This is a genomic window from Halomonas urumqiensis (assembly GCF_003028575.1).
In the GTDB taxonomy this organism is placed as follows: domain Bacteria; phylum Pseudomonadota; class Gammaproteobacteria; order Pseudomonadales; family Halomonadaceae; genus Halomonas; species Halomonas urumqiensis.
Window position 1 is genome coordinate 1387225 of record NZ_PYUD01000001.1, and the last position, 17212, is coordinate 1404436.

Here is a 17212-nt window from a genome sequence, read left to right on the forward strand (position 1 = left end):
ACCCCGATTCCAATCAGGGGCCTGGACAGTTCGTACCTGACATGGGGATTGGCATGAAGGCACCGAGCATCCCGGGCGCCAGGTGGGAGGCGTTCCAACAGCTGATGATGCGATGGCCGGCAGGGCTGCGTCATGGCCTGACCCTGGCCCTGCTGGCGGGCATGATGGGGTTGGGTACCTGGGTGGTGTACGTGACCGGGGGAACGCGCTACGCCTATCCGTACCTGATGCTGGTGCCGGTACTGATGGGAGCGGCCTTCTATGGCATACGCGGGGCGCTGGCCAGCGCCGCGCTTGCCGGTGGCTTGATGGCGGCGATGCCGATGGATGTCGTTGCCGAGCAGCCGCAATCCTCGCTCAATTGGCTGATTCGCCTTGGGTTGTATCTGGTCATCGGCGGTGTTGCCGGCAGCCTGTTCAGCCTCCTGAATCGCATGCATTTGCACAGCGAGCGGATGGCGCGTATCGATCCCCGTACCGGTCTTGCCAACCAGGTGGCATTGGAGGAAGCGCTTGCCCAACTCTTGGCACAGCGCTGGCCGCAGCATGAATTTGGCCTGATTCTTGTACGCATCACCGATATCTCCGACGTACTGGAAGCGCTGGGGCCCGAGGCCGCTGACTTGCTGGCGCTTGCTACGGCGCAGCGCCTGCAATACGAGGATTCCGCCATCGTTGATGTGTTCCGGTTTAGTAACGCCGAGCTGTTCTTGTTGGTGGAAAAGGTGGATGAATCGGGGATACGGCGCATTGCGGATCGGCTGACCGAGGTGGGCGAGGAGAATCTACTGATCCAGGGTGTGCCGTTACGGGTTCAACTGGCGCTGGGGAGTCGCCTGCGGGATGCCGCGGATGTGAGGCCCGAGTCCTTGATTCTCGATTGCCGCATTGCCATGTTGGCGGCCATCGAAAAGCACCGATCTCATTGCCATTTTTCACCGGAACTTACCCAGCACAAGCTGGAAACCGTCAAGCTTATCTCCAAGGTTCGACGCGACCTCGACCGCGGCAAGTTCGAGCTGCACTTTCAGCCCAAGTTACGACTGAGCGATGGCCGGGTGAGTGGTTGCGAGGGATTGATTCGGTGGCGTGACGAAAGCGGCGCGCTGATTCCCCCTGGCATGTTCATGCCCAAGGTCGAAAACACCACGCTGATCGAGCCGGTGACGCGGTTCGTGGCCGAGCGAGCGTGCCAGTTCGCCAGTACCCACACGGGTTTTGTGAGCATCAACCTGTCGGTACGCAACCTTCAGGATGAGCATCTGCTCGACGCGATGAAGGCACTGGTCGAGTCGTACGCTATCGAACCGGCACGGCTGGAGGTGGAAATCACCGAAAGCGCCTTGATGAGTGACATGGTCGCGGCCAGGAAGGCACTGGAGCGGCTGCGCTGCTTTGGGGTGAAGGTGAGCATCGATGACTTCGGCACCGGGTTTTCCTCGTTTGAGTACCTTCAGCATCTGCCTATCACCGGGCTCAAGATCGATCGCGCCTTCGTCAAGGGGATTGGTGATGACCCGCGCGCGAAGCGCTTGCTGGCTTGCCTGATCGATGTCGGTCATACGCTGGACCTCGAGGTAACGGCGGAAGGCGTCGAAACCCTCGAGCAGCATTGGGCGCTTTGCCAACTGGGTTGCGATCAGGCCCAGGGGTTTGTGTATGCCAAGGCACTGCCGCCGGGGGAGTACACCGCCTGGCATGATCAGCACCGCTCGGACCAGTGGGCGTAATCGGGGACAGACCCCGATTTCCGGCACCGATTTCCGGCATCAACTTGAGGTGTCGTTCCCGTCTTTGGTCGCTTGTGTTGGGTAATCCACTCCGTGCTTGCTCAGGTAGTCACGGATCAATTGCCGAACCACTTGCGAAGGCGTCAGGTCCTGTGACGCGCATAGCTGCTCGAAGGCTTGTTTCTTTCTTGGGTCTATCAGCAGCGTGAGTCGAGCGGTTTTCTTTTCCATCAGACCCCTCCCATTGCATTAACATTCAATGTTAATGCTTGCCCTGTCTCATCGCAACGGCTTGGCATTGCGCCTTGCCTGAGGCGGCGTGTCTTGTCGTTGCATTGAATTATCATAGTATGTTAATGCTGTTAACATTAATATGCTCCCTGAGCCAGATACGTCGTTCGACTCTTCCCGGCGAGGGCGCGCTGCAACGAGGACTTTCCTATGTCGCGCCAACGGCCTGGCGTTAGCCTGCCAAGCATCGCCGCGGGACTTCGCGCCGCCTGGCGGGAGGGGTACGGGCTCGCGGATTTGCGCAAGGATGTGATGGCTGGCCTCACCGTCGGTACCGTGGCCGTGCCACTGTCGATGGCCTTGGCGATCGCCACGGGCGTGTCTCCCCAGCACGGCCTCTACACGGCCATCGTGGCCGGTGCCGTCATCGCGCTGAGCGGTGGCGCACGCTTCAACGTTTCCGGGCCAACGGCAGCCTTCGTCGTCATTCTCTTTCCTATCGTTCAGCAGTATGGCCTGGGGGGCCTGCTGATTGCTTCGATGATGGCGGGTGTCATCCTGGTGGCGATGGGAATCGCCCGCATGGGCCGACTCATCGAGTTCGTGCCGTATCCGGTGGTGCTGGGCTTCACGGCGGGGATCGCGGTGGTGATCGCGGTGTTGCAGATCCCCGATTTCCTGGGGCTGAACGTGGGGCAACTCGGTGAACATTTTGTCGAGAACCTGGGGCGAATCATCACCTCGCTTCGCACCCTCAATCCGTTCGAGCTGGGTATCGGGGCGTTCACGCTGGCGGTCATGCTGCTGTGGTCCCGTCTGCACGTGCCCATCCCGGCACCCTTGATCGGCCTGGTCGTTGGTGCCATCGCGGCTTATGGGGTCAACCAATGGTTCGGTGGCGCTGGGGCCACCGTGGAAACGATCGCCTCACGCTTTACCTGGGAGGCGAATGGGGAGAGCGGCAATGGCATTCCGCCGATCGCACCGACGCTCATGGCCCCCTGGCGGTGGCCGGGAGCGAACGGCGAGCCGCTCGAGCTTAGCTTCGAACTGATACGGGCGTTGCTGGGGCCCGCCTTTGCGATTGCCGTGCTGGGGGCCATTGAATCGTTGCTGTGCTCGGTGGTGTCGGACGGATTGACCAAGACCCGGCATGACCCCAACGCTGAGCTGCTCGGTCAAGGCCTTGGCAATATCGTCGCCCCTCTCTTCGGCGGGATCACGGCCACTGCCGCCATTGCCCGGACAGCGACCAATATCCGCAGTGGGGCGCGTTCTCCTATCGCGGCCATTGTGCATGCGGTGGTGGTGCTGCTGGCCGTCATTGCGCTGGCGGGCCTGCTGGGGCTGGTTCCCATGGCGGCGCTGGCGGCGTTGCTGTTCATCGTCGCCTGGAACATGAGCGAAGCCCGGCGTTTCGTGCATATCCTGCGCTCGGCGCCCCCTGGAGACGTGGCCATCCTGGTCACCTGCTTCAGCCTCACGGTGCTCTTCGACATGGTATTGGCGGTGGCGGTGGGCATCGGGCTCGCCGCGGCGCTGTTCATCCGGCGCATGGCGTCATTGACGCGAACCGAGCGCATCGATAGCGAACGTCATCCCGCACTCGCCCCAATGCCTGCTTACGTGGCTGTCTATGATATCCATGGTCCGCTGTTCTTCGGTGTTGCCGAAAAGGCACTCACCTCGCTGCGTCTGGTGGACCCCAAGGTCCAGGTCATCATCGTCGACATGCACGGTGTACCGAGCATGGACGGGACCGCCATCGTGGCCCTCCACTCATTGATCGACGAAATGCATCGCGAGGGCGTCGCGCTGATCCTGGTGGGATTGCCGGCACGCATCATCGTCAAGCTTCGCCGAGCGGGTATTCGCAAGGCCACCGGGATGCTGACGTACTGTACAAGCCTGCCGCAGGCGAGGGCGGTGGCGCTGCGCTGGCGCTAAACGGGGCGCTAATCGGGGACAGACCCCGATTTCCCACTCGCCGCCTTGCCGTCGGCGGGCATTTCCCATGGAGCTGACCGCACACCTGGGGGCCGCCAGTCGTCTCATTACATATGACTACCTGGAGCCTTTCTTCAGCGAACGCGGCCCGGGCGCTCGCGCCGCTGAACGGTGAGGAATAGCGCACCCTGAATGCGCTGCTGGGCAAAATGATGCGCGGCCTGGAAGCGGATATGCAAGACGACGGATCATTACATCGGGAAGGACATCGGGTAGCCGGCGATGAATCAGGCCAGCAAGGGCGATACCCAACCGGATAGCAATGGGTCAGCGGTTGCGTCTGTTCTAATTTTTAGGCCTTTTTTTCCTAAAAACGATAATTAAGGAGCCCGAGGTGCTGTGGTAGGGTGCTTTAAACCCTGATTGAGGCAAATAACAATGACCTTCTCCCTGACCAGAACCCTCTCGCATCCTTCACTTGGCGTTGCCCTTATGTCAGCGACATTGGCTTTCTCGGCTTCTGTCAAAGCACAAGAGAATGAACCCTTGCAAGAAGTCTCGATTGCCTTGGGTAGTCAGGTGCTCAACGTGACTTACCCCTGGCTGATGATGCCGGTTGCGCTCGGTTACTGGCGTGATGAAGGCTATGACGTCAATGTCGTAGGCGTGCAGGGTTCCTTGCAGGGCTTGCAGATGATGGCCTCTGGCGGTGTCGATCTGGTCCAGTTCAACTCGTCGGTGCTGATCCAGGCCAATGTCGAAAACGGAATTTCAGCTCGTGGCGTCATGGGCAATGGCGTGATCGACTGGGGGCTGGGCGTAAAAGAGGATGGCCCTATTCAGAGCATCGATGACTTGAAGGGAAAGCGTATCGGGATAGTCAGCCTGGCGACCGGTGGCGTGCCCATGCTGAGAGCGCTATTGCGTCAGAACGGCATCGATCCTGATCGCGACGTCAATATCGTGGCTGTTGGTGCAGGCACCCAGGCGTTGCAAGCTCTGCGTTCCGGACAGGTACAAGGCCTGATGTTCTGGCAGTCTGCCTTGACCTCCTTCGAGAATGCCGGTACCGAGCTAAGGATTTTGCGTGACCCTGAGTGGCGCGAAATGCCTGATTTTACCCTGGGCACATTGCAATCCACCATAGACGAAGACCCTGAGATGATTGAGGCTATCGTGCGCGGCGCTAATAAGGCCACCCTTTTTGCCATGACCAATCCTGAGTGCGTGCGGCGCATTCATTGGGAGCACTTTCCTAGCACCAAGCCTACCGGGGCCGACACGGAAACTCTCGAACAATGGGACTTGAACCTGCTCAATGCCCAATTGGACACGATGCGCAGTGCCTACGAGTTGCATGGAGGCGAGTTGTTGGGATACGTGGACCCCGACGCGTTCGTTGGTATTCAGGAGTTTCTCTACGACAGTGAAATGATTGGCGATACGATCGATACCGATGAATTGGTGATTCATCGCGAGGGCTTCTTTGAGGCGACCAATGATTTCGACCATGAAGAAATCATAGAATCAGCCAAAAATTGTGATGTGATGGGAAGTTCGCAATCATGATGATTGAAGAGTTCTGCAAGCGGATGCCGAAAGCCGAATTGCATATTCATCTTGAAGGCGCTATCGAGCCTGAAATGCTTCTGCTGCTGGCCAGGCGGAATGAAGTCAGGCTACCGTGGGAAAATAAGCAGCAAATACTCGATGCTTACCAGTTCACTTGTCTGGAAGATTTTCTAACGCTGTTTTACAACGGTTGCCGCGTGCTCAAGCGGGCCGAAGATTTTCATGATATTACACTCGCCTATTTGAAGCGGGCAAAAGATGACAATGTCGTTCATGCCGAGATGTTTCTGAGCCCGCAATCTCATCTGGCGAATGGGGTGGGTTGGAGCGACATGCTTGATGGTACGTTGGCGGCGATGGAAGAAGCGCAGTTTGATTGGGGTATTACCAGTGGGTTGATTTTGGGTTTACAGCGTCACCGTACTGAGCTGGAAGCGTTCGAAATCCTGGAGGCTTCCATGCCATGGCGTGATAAATTGCTAGGTATTGGATTGGGAGGTAGCGAGCTTGGGAACCCTCCTGGCAAGTTCGAGCGAGTATTTCAAGCCGCAAAAAAACGTGGTTTCTACCTTACGGCTCATGCGGGTGAAGAGGGTCCTGCTGAGTATGTCCGTGAAAGCGTCGAGCGGCTTGGCATTGATCGTGTCGATCATGGCAATGCCTGCCTGGACGATCCGGGTCTAGTCATGCACCTCGCTGAGAGGCGCACGCCACTTACCCTATGCCCATTATCGAACTTGTGCCTCAATGTGGTGGATTCATTGGAAAGTCATCCGCTGCGCACGATGTTGAAAAAGGGCATGTGCGTGACTATCAACTCTGATGACCCGGCATATTTCAAGGGTTATATCAATGATAATCTGGTAGCGTGTCAGAAAGCGCTTTCATTAACTGAGGAGGACTGCTTGGTGATGGGAAGGAATAGTATCGAAGCGGCCTTTCTTGATCCTGGTTTGAAACGGAAATATTACGATGCGCTTGTTAATTTTTCTCGCCATGCAGTAGCTATCCCATGATACCAGGCAATGCCATGCGCTATTTTTTGGTGGCGTATCAATGTGGTTCATTTCGCGCCGCCTCCGAAAAACTGCACGTAGCGACTTCCGCAATAAGTCGGCAAGTAAAACTCCTGGAGGACGAGCTTGGTGAACCTGTATTTGAACGCGGGGCAGGTCGAAAGCACCTGCGGTTAACTGCCGCAGGAGAGCTCCTCATGAACTATATTCGCAATACGGAAAGTGAAATGAGGCGCATGCGTTCGGAAATTGATGCACTTAAAGGCATGCGTAGAGGTCAAGTAAGTCTTGGCGTGCCGGAGTCGTTCGTTAGAGATTTCCTACCTGAGACATTGGCAGCGTTTCAGAAGTTGTATCCTAATATTACCTATAGCGTTCATGTCTCGGGTACGCCTGAATTGTTAGAAATGCTTGCCCGAGATGAGCTGGATTTTGCGTTGAGTTTCAATCCGCAGCCGATGAGTGATATCAATCATATTTTTGAGATGCTTTTGCCTACCTGCGTGCTGGCTCATGTGAGCCATCCACTGGCCAGCAAGAAAAGTGTCAGGCTATCGGATTGCGCTGAATATGATATTGCGATGCCCGATAAAAGCGTAAGTGCGAAAGTTGTCTACGATCAAATGTTCTCAGACTCGCGGATCGAACCGCGTAGCCTCCTCACCAGCAACTCATATGAGTTGTTGCGTAGTGTAGCAATGCAGGGCTTGTCCATTGCAGTCGTCAATAATCATATCTCGAATAAAACAAGCCCTGATATGCAGTATCGGTATATCCCTTTTGATGATCCAAGAGTGAAACCACAACGTTTGACATGCTGTATCAGACATGGAAGGAACCTTCCTGTCACGGCTCTAACGTTGATAGAATTTATGAAAAAATCACTTTTGCGGCTGGAGAATAGTAAGTGAAAAATGCTTTGTCTGAAGGTTTAGATAATACAGACTCCCCATGTCCGGCCTTCTGCTTTCAGGATGTCAACAAACTCTACCCGAGTCGCGATGGCTTGAATGTCGAAGCGCTTAGGAATATAAATTTTGAAGTTTCAAGGCGGGAGTTTGTTACGGTAGTGGGACCAAGTGGTTGTGGTAAAAGCACGTTGCTGAAAATTTTGGCAGGCATTACCGATGCTACAAGTGGCCGAGTTGAAATAAACGGTGTGCTTCAACAGGGGCCTAGTGTTGAGATAGGTGTTGTATTTCAATCGCCTGTATTACTTCCTTGGCGAAATATCCTCGAAAATGTACTGGTTCCTGCCGAGATACAGAAGCGGGACAAGAAACAGTCGAAGGACAAGGCCTACGAACTACTCAACATGGTAGGTTTGAATGGGTTTGAGACAAAATATCCGAAGGAGCTATCGGGTGGAATGCAGCAGCGAGTAGGCATTGCTCGTGCATTGATCAACGACCCATCCATCTTGCTGATGGATGAACCGTTTGGTGCTCTGGATGCCATGACTCGTGAAAGTATGAATATGGAGCTTCTTCGCCTTAAGGAGAGTATCGGGGCTACTATCATGTTGGTGACGCATAGCATACCCGAAGCGATATTTCTCGGTGACAGAGTCGTGGTCATGTCACCCAGACCTGGCTGTGTGGAAGAGATAATGACTATAGATCTTCCTGAAAAGAGGGAGCTTTCCATTATTAATTCTGAAAAATTTGGTGCCTACGATAGCCATATAAGGCATGCTCTTAATTCCAAGGTTGGGCTGGATTGATATGAAAAAAGTGACATTCAACGAACGCGATATGATGCTGCGCGTAGGATTTTTTGTCTTTGTTATTGCGCTTTGGCACTTTTCTGTCACACTACTTGATATCTCTCCGCTAGTGTTTCCGGCACCTTGGGGTGTTGTGGTTTCTTTGTATCAAGGGATCGCTAGTGGTGAATTCCTGTTCCATACTGGCGTCACCTTGTATGAGACCCTGATGGGGTTCGTGATAGGTGCAATAGTTGCATTGGTACTCGGAGGGTTGATTGGGCAAATCAGATTGCTCGAGAAGATCTTCTATCCTTATATAGTCGCCTTCCAGGCCATGCCTAAAGTGGCAGTAGCTCCGCTATTCGTCGCTTGGTTTGGTTTTGGCGTCACATCAAAAATCATTATCACGGCGACAATCGTATTTTTCCCCATTCTGGCAAATACCATTGTTGGGCTGCGCTCGGCACCACGTGAGCAAATTGAAATGATGGCTGCATTTACCGCTTCACCCTGGCAGAAGTTTCTCATGGTGCGTTTCCCGCACGCTCTCCCTTATATTTTTGCCGGTTTGGATGTGGGGATCGTACTCGCTATTATTGGTGCGATAGTGGGTGAGTTTGTCGGCGCGCAGGCCGGATTAGGGTATCTGATACTTCAACGTAACTTTTCGATGGATATCACTGGAGTATTTGCCATTCTTATTGTTCTTTCTGCAATAGGGATTGGGCTCCATACCATCATGAAGTTTATCGCAAAACGCACGGTTTTCTGGTCCGAAACCAGCGAAGACCTGCGTCAGTAATAACCCATAGAGTTATAACGAAAACACAGAAGAGGTGAGAGATGTTGGAAGCCCCACGCAAAGCTAGCAGCAACGAAGTTCCGGTACTTGATCTGTCGGATTGGCTGGATGGGGGTAACCCTGCCCAATTGATAGAGCAATTGAAGCATGCTTGCACGAAAACCGGATTCTTTTATGTGTCAGGCCATGGTGTGCCTCAGCAGGTGATCGACGACGTCTTCGAGGCGACTCGTCGTTACTTTAGTCTGCCAGATGACGAACGCATGGTTGATCTTATGGACGAACGTTTCCGGCGTGGCTTCATGCCCTATGGCATCAATCAGCATGCCGGCTTTAAGCCCGACCTCAAGGAGAGCTATGAGTTCGGTATCGACCTGCCGCTGGATGATCCTGATGTAGCGGCAGGGCGCCCGCTACACGGTCCCAATCAATGGTCTGAGCAGGCACCTTGGCTACAACCGGCCGCAGAAGCGTATCTTGAGCATACGATGCGTCTTGGCAAAGACCTGTTACGCTTGTTTGCCCTGTCACTTGAACAGGATGAGGAGTTCTTCCTCCAATGGTGTCAAAAGCCAATGGTCCAGTCGAGGTTATTCCACTATCCAAAGCAAGACGCTCCAGATGAAAAGGAACTCGGTGTTGCACCACACACCGATTATGGAATGGTCACGATCCTGACTCAGGATCCTATCGGTGGGTTGGAGCTCTGCAAGCGCGACGGAGAGTGGATCTCGGCGCCATTTGTTCCGGGCACTTTCGTTATCAATCTCGGTGACATGTTCAAGATTTGGACAAACGATCTCTTTGTTTCAACACCGCACCGTGTAGTGAATCGTACCGGCAAGGAACGCTATTCAATTCCGACATTCTTTAACCTGGATTATGATACCCCTGTGGCCTGCCTTGATAATTGTCAATCGGCGGATAACCCACCGCGTCACGCGCCGATAAAGTCTGGCGATTATTTGGTGAAGCGCTTTCGCGAAGTCCAGAAGTACAAAGGGTGAGGCGGTTCATGGCAAGTGTCAGATTTACGAACAATAGATAGCTGATCTCGCTTTCTTCAAGTCAAATCTAACCTCACATTAGCCTGCAATATTGCCGGTATCTCAAGGTACGCTACTGATAGCGCGTGTCTTGGGAACCGGCAAAAAATCACTCACTGGCTCATCTTGCATAGCTTGTCATTGATGCCGGTGGAGTGAGGTGCCCCTCCAAAGCCATACGGGCTGTCGGTATCGACGTTATAAGCCCGGGCGATCTCAATGAGCAAGTGCACGCCTGGCCCATCCGCTTTGGTGCTGTCATGACTCACATCACATCACATCACATCACAGCTCATGCCACCTTAGTGGCTGTAGACCGAGCCGCTCTCATGCTGATGCGGTCCAGTCACCCACCCGACTCGCCCCATTGCATGTCTACTGAGACTTGCGCCCGGCACCATCTTCCGGGCGCTGGCATGCCTCACGGTCCGCCGTGACAAGTATCTGCCTCCTTCTGTCGGCGGGCATTTCCCATGCGCCGGGTATGAGAACCATCAGCACGCGAGCGCAGCGAAACCATATTGACACATTTTGTTACAAATCCAAGATTCAATAAATCTTGATGATAGGAAACAGAGGTGGTCACAACGGGATCAGTCGGTCTGTAAATCAGGATGCGTCAAGAGAGGATGGTTGGATTGATGAATCTTGATGAATGGATGTCGAGGGGAACAGCGCGGGATCAGTCGGTCTTGGGGCGCACTTCAGACGCAGGGGATGGGCATGAACGATTCGAAAACAACGATGTGGGTACGGGGGCCAATCAAGGCGCTGACGATGGGTGTGGCGGCGGGCGGCCTGGTCTTCGCGCTTTCGGGTTGCGAGACGACCGGGGGCGGCTTTGAGTCGGATTCGCTGGGCACCTTGATCGGTGCGGGCACCGGAGCCTTGTTGGGTTCGCGGATTGGCGGGGGCAGCGGGCGTATCGTTGCTGGGGCGGCTGGCGCGGTGGTGGGTGGGCTGATTGGCCGCGAGATCGCCAGGCACCTGAGCCAATCCGGCCAGCAGCAGATGGCGACTGCCAACCAGCGGGCGTTGGATACCGGGCAGACCCAGGTGTGGGAAGACCCGGAAACCGGCGCGCGCGGCGAAACCGCGGTGAGCGAGCGCAGCACCCGCCAGCAGCAGGTGCAGGTTAGCGTGAAGCGCGACCGGGTGGATGAGATTCCTCCCATCGACCTGATTGGCGCCACGTACGTGGCCAGTACCGGCAGCAATGTACGGGGCGGCCCGGGCACCGATTATCGCAGTGTGGGAAGCCTTTCTTCGGGCCAGCGGGTGCAGGTGGTCGGCAAGGTGCAGGGCAGCGACTGGTACCTGATTTCCGAGGGTGGCGCGGCCAATGGGTTCGTGTCGTCGAGCCTGCTGAGACCCGTCCCGGCGGAGCAGCAGGCGCCCGTGACACCGGCCAGCAGCGGCGGCGGCGATGTGATGCTGGTGGAGGCGAGCCAGACCTGCAACGTCAATACCACCCGCGTGACCCAGCCGAATGGCGAGGTGGTGGAAGACAGGATTCGCATCTGCCAGGGGCCGGATGGCTATGTAATCGAAGAGGCCTGACCCCGCCGCACGAGGCAAGGGGAGGGGGGCGCCTGAACTGAGATAAGGGTGGGCGCCCGCAACGAGATGCTGGGGGGGGGGGTGGGGATGATGGGCAAGAGCAACTGGCCGCTGCGCGCGGGCACGCTGATGGTGTGCTTATGGGGTGCGGGTGAAGCCTTGGCCGCTGAACGCACGGTTGCCAGGATGGGCGAGCTTCGGGCCAGCGTTTCCGCCAGCAACTGGTGCGGGCCAATCGTGCGGGTCGATGTGGAGGCGCCCTCTGGTGCCCAGTTGGACCCCAATACCCGTGAGCTGCAGTTGTTGATTGGCGGGGTGCGCCAGATTCTGACGCTTGAGTGTCCCGCCGTTCAGGAGCTCGAGCTGACGGGGCTTGCGGGGGGGCAGGTGGCGGGGCATTGGCGGCATCGCAGCGATGGCCAGTTGGTGGCGATGGCGCCGCCGGCCACCCCGGACACTCCTGTGGTTCCACCCATGTTGCCACCCACCGGGCCGGTCACCACCGCGCATGTGGCAAAGGCCCAGCGTTTGCTGAGCGAACTTGGCTACCAACCCGGCCCCGCCGATGGCTTGGTGGGCCAGCGCACCCGCACCGCCATTGCGGCGTTCATGGTCGACCGCCAGCTGCCATACAGCGACAGGGTGAATCACGATCTGCTCGCGCAGTTGCACCTTGCTCGATGTGGCAATCCGGTCGGTTGTGAACAGGGCGAAAGCGCCATAGCGTCTTCTCAGGCACCCATGGTCGGTTCGCGCCAGAATGCCGACACCTCGCAAGCGGCTGCGGGAGTGGCCCAGCCCAGTGGGCCGTTGGTGGCGCCTGCGCTGCCGGGCGCCGCGCCGGTCGGTGGCTCTGCACAGGCGTCTGTGGAAGCGAGCGCGATGATCGATGCGGGGCAAGCGTCCGCGGGAGGGGCGGCAAGTGCCTCGACAAGAGCGCCTGCGATGCCACCCTCGCATGATTACCAAGCCATGGCCCAGCGGCTGGGGCTGCGTATGCTCAAGGGGCTGCCGGTGCTGACGGGAAGCAGTGGCGTGCTTTCCGAGGAGCAGGCCAAGGCGAGTGTGCGGTTGCTGGACCTGGCGGCGCTTGGGGCGACGCCGGAGCATGTCGAGAACGACCCTCAGTGCTGGGCGCAGACCTATCTCAGCGAGGCGGAGCAGCCGGCATTTCTTGGCGGTGGGTGGGCGAGCGGCAGCATGGAGGTGTGGCGGGGCGACAATGAGTTCGAGCGGGCGCGCGCTCGCGAGGGGTTCCTGGAGCAGCATGGCGAGCGTTTGAGAAGCCAGGCGGTGGCTTTTCCGCTGGAGTTCATGATGGTCCAGAAAACGCGTTTACAGGGCTATGACCAGGGCACTGGCGGGTTCCCGCTGAGCGGTATCGCACCGAGCGTCAATGGTCTTGGCGATATCGAGCGCATGCTCGGCGCCGGTCGCCACCGCCCCGCTTGCGCGATCCGGGCACTCAAGGTGTCAGCGCCCGCCGTGCAGGTGCCCGAGGTGTGGCGCATGCCGCCCGAGCGCGCCGAACAGGTGCTGCAGCGGTTGAGCGAGCGCAGCGTGCATGTCGCGATTGGCGTCAGGTTGCGCGAGATGCCGATCGATGAAGATCTCGATCCTCGCCTGAATTACCGTCGCATTCCGCTGTGGGCCGAGGTGACCTCTATCGCCGCCTACGAAGACCCTGACCTCGAACGCTTGATCGAGGATTTTGGCGTGTCTTCCGCGACGGCGCCGGTGTTGTTGACGGGCCTGCCCGAGGCGCTGTCGTTTTCTGAGCCAGCGTTGCCTGATCAGGTGACGCTGGATGAGGAGTCGCTGGCGCTTGTGATTCTGCGTGACCATGGCGATGTGTTGAGCGATACCGCCTGGCGGTTGCTGTTGAGTCAGCAGTCGGATGCGGATCAGGCGTATTACGAGCGGCGTTATTCCCGGGATACCGGCAGCCAGCGCTTCGATGTCGAGCGCAGCGGATTCGACCCTCGCTATACCCCGTTCTTCCCCAAGGGCGAACGCTATCGACAGAACAACGACTTCAGCGCTGAGAAGATGGCGTTGTTCAAGGAGTGGGCGATGCTTCGAGCCTCACGCTTGCCCGAAGCGCTGAACTTGCGCATAGGCATATCGGCGCGCGGCAACGAGCCCGCCGCGATTGGCTTGCCGGTGATGGCGGAGCGGCGGGATACCGCGCGGTTGGTGGAGTGGTTTGGCGAGCAGGGCTATTCGACGCATCAGGTGCTGCAGCCGGACCTCAACCCGATCGGCGTCGGCATCGACTTCGATCCGGCGATCATGGCCGGCCCCGGCATCAAGCGCAGGCCTTTTTTGGTGTTGCCGAATCTGGCCAGCCGTTATGTGCCTGACGTTTCACAGCAGGATGCCGAGCGAATTCTTGGTGGGCCGAGTGGCCGGCATGTCATGGAGCTTGCGCTGAGAATCGATGGCAGTGAATTCGTCACCCTTGATGAGCGAAACGAAGCGCTGGTGGTGAGCGCTGAACCGGTGGGGCTTTACAGCCACGACCGAACCGGAAGCGAGGTCGTGTATCGCCATGAGTATGAGGTGCCGGACCTGGCCAGTGAGCGACAGGAGGTCGCGAGTTCGAGCACGGTGGTGGCGCCAGAAGGGCCACTGCCACTGACGTCGGAGGTGATGGATCTGCTGATGGTGCGGCATGTGCCGGAGGCGGTCAGCGATGCGGATTACCTGATGATGCTCGAGGCGCGCTGGACCTATGAAGACAGCCTGCCGCTGGGGGGAGCGGAGCCCGAGTGGGGGCGCTTCTTCGTGCCGGGGCGGGCCAAGCCCGATGAGGCCGGGTTCGCCGAGCGGCTGGAGGATTTCAAGGCGTGGACTCTGGCGCGCACCGAGGCCATGCCGGAGACCTTCACGCTCTACCAGGCCCATGTGCCGCTGGGGCCGGACAGGCCACTGGAGTTGCTGGGGTCGCGCAACCTGGCCCATGGACCAATCGAGTTGCAGTATGCCTCGGCCGAGATTCGCTCTTGCCGTCACGCCGCGCAGAACCGTGAGGCACTGACGCCCGCCTGCGACTACCTGGAAAGTGTGTTGAGCAGCACCTCGCACAGCTATCCGCTGGGCCTTGGCTATCAGACGGTCGGCCCGCGAGTGAGCTGTGGCATGGCGTTGCGCCGAGGGCGTTCCGGTGACCCTGAAACGGCCTATTGCAAGGCGCGCCGTGAGCTGTTCGAGAAGGTGGGTACCAATAATGTCGAACCGGGGTTCAGGGATATTCTGGTACTCGACAAGGAAGTTGTCTTCGCCGGAACCCAGGCTGAGGCCGATGCCGCCAGCGGCGCCGGGGTGCTGGTGGAGTTCGCGGTGCGCGGTGCGCGGGTGGAGACGCAACCCTTGCCGGTCCGCTTGGTGGAAGCTTCGCGGCGCATCATGGCCTATCAGCAGGCACTCGGTTGGGATGAGAACTTTCGGTTCACATCCAACAATTCCACTATCCGCGAGATGCTGGGGTATCAGCCGCCACGCGCACGGCCCGGCACCAGCGGGGCCGCACCTCCCGAGCGCTATTTCGTGTTCGAGGCCGAGCTGCGCTCCGCGGGGTTCGTCAACAAGGGAACCGGGGAGTGGATAGACGATCTGGCCCTGCGCGAGCCACCGGCCTTCGATCTGGCGGCACTCGAGGTTCCCGATGCGCAAGCGCTTTCCAGTCCCCCCGACGCACCCTACGGCCCGGATGTGCTGGGCATTCAGCTCGGCATGAGCATCGACGAGGCCGAGGCGATCATCCGTGATCATATGACAGTGGGCCATGTGCTGGTGCGCGACCGCAAGCTCGACCCGCGTTTTGCCTCGGGAGAGTTCGAGACCTTCTCTTCCAGCCGGTTGTTCGTCGCCGACGACATGAGTGAGCTGATCGTGCTCTACGATGAGCCACCCGTCGCCGAGGGCGTGGTGATGGGGGTGACGCGGCAACTGGCCTTCCCCAAGGGACAAGTCACGACGGGCCTGCTGCTGGGCGAGTTGCGCAAGAAGTATGGCGAGGAGAACTGGAGTGACGAGAATCACTTGAAGGTGGGCTGGGGCGATGGATTTGCCAGCGCGCGGCCCAGTGACCTGCGCGCTCATCCATGCATGCCCGAGATGCGCCAGATGCGCAGCAATGGGCGTGACCCGCTGTGGGCACTTGAGGATGGCAGCTCGGCGGAGTCGGTGACTGGCCTTGCGGGCAAGGCGCTGACGATCCCGGGTATCAGCTTGGCGAGCCGACATGCCCTGCAGGGGCGCGAGTGTGGCGTCTCGCTGGTGCTCGATTCCTCGGCACCTGGCGAGGAGCACGATCTGTTCAGCCTGCACCTGACCGATCCCAATCGTTACCTGCGGGTGCATGCGCGCAGCCAGGAGATCGTGAAATCCGGCGAGAGCGGTGCCGAAGGCCAAACCGTCAGCCTGGAGATCAAGCTATGAGGGGCCACCTGTTCTCACTGAGCCGCCAGTGCCGGCGTCTGGCCACCATCATCATGCTGTTATGCCTCGGCATGGCGGCGCATGCGCCGGCGTCGGCTGCCGGCTTCGATGGCATTACGGTCATTGAGCTCAATGATCCACTGGCAAGCCAAGCCCTGGGCGCCAGTCGCAACTCGGCCTTCCTGGTGACGTTCGTTTCCGGGCTTGGCAGCTATGCGGCGGTGATGAGCCGCAGCGAGCGAAGTTGCGTCGCCTGGCAGCGCGAGGGCAGCTATAAGGGGGATTCGATCACCTTCGGCCTGGCCTTCGACCCGACAGCGCCGCGCGTGCGCAACCCAAGCCTTTGCTACCCGTTCGAGTTGATCCTGGAGGAGGGAGGCGAGGTACGAATCGTCGCCGAGAACCAGGTGCCGGATTCGATGGTGCCTGGCGCCTCAACGTCACTGGCGCGCTACAACCGGCGGCGCGAGGTGCTGATGCGCGTCCCCCTGCAGGCCATCGACTGGGCGCTGCCGATCTTCTCCCTTCACAGCATTCGCGAGGCACGCCTGGGGCCGGTACTCGACGATGCCCCGGTCGAGTATCTCGTCGGCCCGCTGCGGAGTTCTACACGGGGAACCCACAAGAACGTCAGTGCGCGAATTGGCACACAACCGCGTAACAACGCGCCGGAGACGCTCAATGGGTATGCCATGGCCGCCGAGCATACGGGGTGGCCGTGGGACGCCATCTACGCGATGTGGTTCGCGGCGCGGTTAAATCCCCCTAATGTCATCTCGGCCTTCGATGACAGCATCACCCAGCGCTATGGGGCGCCCACCCTGGTGGATGAGCGCAACAAGTGGTATTGGCTATACGACCTGAACGGTGAACCCGCCCAGCAGGGTCCCCATCAACCTGGCGCATGCCTTGGCAGCATGGCGCTGTGGAATCGTGGCTCGATCGCGACACATAACTCGGATATCGGGCCCTGGGCCTGCCAACTGGTGATGACGCTCGATCGCGGCGGCGTTCATGACGTCACCACCTACCGGGTCGAGGTGACGAATGGCTATGCGATGGCCATCAATCACTTTCTGGCGCGGCTCGCCGAGGTTGCCGAATTGAAGGAACGCTTGCGCGTGGTGGAGGGTGCCACGCCGGTGCTGTGAGGGGTG

At 58.4% G+C, this 17212-nt stretch carries 12 protein-coding genes; 11 read left to right on the top strand and 1 reads right to left on the bottom strand.

The genetic code is table 11. The features are described 5' to 3' along the window. Nucleotides 1-53: 53 nt before the first annotated feature. On the top strand, nt 54-1730 hold the full coding sequence (locus C6V82_RS06010; protein ID WP_180978199.1) for a putative bifunctional diguanylate cyclase/phosphodiesterase: 1677 nt from the start codon (nt 54-56) through the stop codon (nt 1728-1730). Nucleotides 1731-1769: 39 nt separating this feature from the next. Here the strand turns inward: C6V82_RS06010 and C6V82_RS06015 are convergent, their stop codons facing one another. Further along, a complete protein-coding gene (locus C6V82_RS06015; RefSeq protein ID WP_102586663.1) occupies nt 1770-1961 on the bottom strand; it encodes a CopG family transcriptional regulator in 192 nt (63 codons plus the stop codon). Between the two features lie 210 nt (nt 1962-2171). Between C6V82_RS06015 and dauA the strand changes: the two genes are divergently transcribed. The 10 genes from dauA (at nt 2172) to C6V82_RS06070 (ending at nt 17206) form a co-directional block, all read left to right on the top strand. After that, a complete protein-coding gene (gene dauA, locus C6V82_RS06020; RefSeq protein WP_102586662.1) occupies nt 2172-3908 on the top strand; it encodes a C4-dicarboxylic acid transporter DauA in 1737 nt (578 codons plus the stop codon). 438 nt (nt 3909-4346) lie between these two features. Further along, the gene (locus C6V82_RS06030) at nt 4347-5477 is read left to right on the top strand and encodes an ABC transporter substrate-binding protein (RefSeq protein ID WP_219724467.1); all 1131 of its coding nucleotides are present in this window, start codon (nt 4347-4349) and stop codon (nt 5475-5477) included. Further along, the gene (locus tag C6V82_RS06035) at nt 5474-6496 is read left to right on the top strand and encodes an adenosine deaminase (RefSeq protein WP_102586660.1); all 1023 of its coding nucleotides are present in this window, start codon (nt 5474-5476) and stop codon (nt 6494-6496) included. The genes C6V82_RS06030 and C6V82_RS06035 overlap by 4 nt, the downstream gene beginning before the upstream one ends. A gap of 14 nt (nt 6497-6510) precedes the next feature. Beyond that, nucleotides 6511-7407, top strand: coding sequence for a LysR family transcriptional regulator (locus tag C6V82_RS06040; protein ID WP_180978198.1), 897 nt, complete (start codon nt 6511-6513; stop codon nt 7405-7407). Then, the gene (locus C6V82_RS06045) at nt 7404-8219 is read left to right on the top strand and encodes an ABC transporter ATP-binding protein (protein WP_102586658.1); all 816 of its coding nucleotides are present in this window, start codon (nt 7404-7406) and stop codon (nt 8217-8219) included. Before C6V82_RS06040 ends, C6V82_RS06045 begins: the two co-directional genes overlap by 4 nt. A 1-nt stretch (nt 8220) precedes the next feature. Then, nucleotides 8221-9006: an ABC transporter permease gene (locus C6V82_RS06050; RefSeq protein WP_219724466.1), complete on the top strand. Its 786-nt coding sequence runs from the start codon at nt 8221-8223 to the stop codon at nt 9004-9006. 41 nt (nt 9007-9047) lie between these two features. Continuing rightward, nucleotides 9048-10013 (top strand): isopenicillin N synthase family dioxygenase, encoded by a 966-nt coding sequence (locus C6V82_RS06055; RefSeq protein ID WP_102586656.1) that lies wholly within the window; start codon nt 9048-9050, stop codon nt 10011-10013. A gap of 762 nt (nt 10014-10775) precedes the next feature. After that, on the top strand, nt 10776-11612 hold the full coding sequence (locus C6V82_RS06060) for an SH3 domain-containing protein (protein ID WP_180978197.1): 837 nt from the start codon (nt 10776-10778) through the stop codon (nt 11610-11612). Between the two features lie 48 nt (nt 11613-11660). Beyond that, a complete protein-coding gene (locus C6V82_RS06065) occupies nt 11661-16055 on the top strand; it encodes a peptidoglycan-binding domain-containing protein (RefSeq protein ID WP_107164721.1) in 4395 nt (1464 codons plus the stop codon). Further along, entirely contained in the window at nt 16052-17206 is a 1155-nt protein-coding gene (locus tag C6V82_RS06070) for a hypothetical protein (RefSeq protein ID WP_102586653.1), read from the top strand. The genes C6V82_RS06065 and C6V82_RS06070 overlap by 4 nt, the downstream gene beginning before the upstream one ends. The last annotated feature ends 6 nt before the right edge of the window (nt 17207-17212 follow it).

Bases quoted from the DNA above. Each gene is read 5' to 3' on its own strand.
- C6V82_RS06015 (WP_102586663.1), bottom strand. From the start codon at position 1,961: ATGGAAAAGAAAACCGCTCGACTCACGCTGCTGATAGACCCAAGAAAG.
- C6V82_RS06010 (WP_180978199.1), top strand. From the start codon at position 54: ATGAAGGCACCGAGCATCCCGGGCGCCAGGTGGGAGGCGTTCCAACAG.
- C6V82_RS06060 (WP_180978197.1), top strand. From the start codon at position 10,776: ATGAACGATTCGAAAACAACGATGTGGGTACGGGGGCCAATCAAGGCG.
- C6V82_RS06030 (WP_219724467.1), top strand. From the start codon at position 4,347: ATGACCTTCTCCCTGACCAGAACCCTCTCGCATCCTTCACTTGGCGTT.
- C6V82_RS06055 (WP_102586656.1), top strand. From the start codon at position 9,048: ATGTTGGAAGCCCCACGCAAAGCTAGCAGCAACGAAGTTCCGGTACTT.
- C6V82_RS06070 (WP_102586653.1), top strand. From the start codon at position 16,052: ATGAGGGGCCACCTGTTCTCACTGAGCCGCCAGTGCCGGCGTCTGGCC.
- C6V82_RS06050 (WP_219724466.1), top strand. From the start codon at position 8,221: ATGAAAAAAGTGACATTCAACGAACGCGATATGATGCTGCGCGTAGGA.
- dauA (WP_102586662.1), top strand. From the start codon at position 2,172: ATGTCGCGCCAACGGCCTGGCGTTAGCCTGCCAAGCATCGCCGCGGGA.
- C6V82_RS06035 (WP_102586660.1), top strand. From the start codon at position 5,474: ATGATGATTGAAGAGTTCTGCAAGCGGATGCCGAAAGCCGAATTGCAT.
- C6V82_RS06040 (WP_180978198.1), top strand. From the start codon at position 6,511: ATGCGCTATTTTTTGGTGGCGTATCAATGTGGTTCATTTCGCGCCGCC.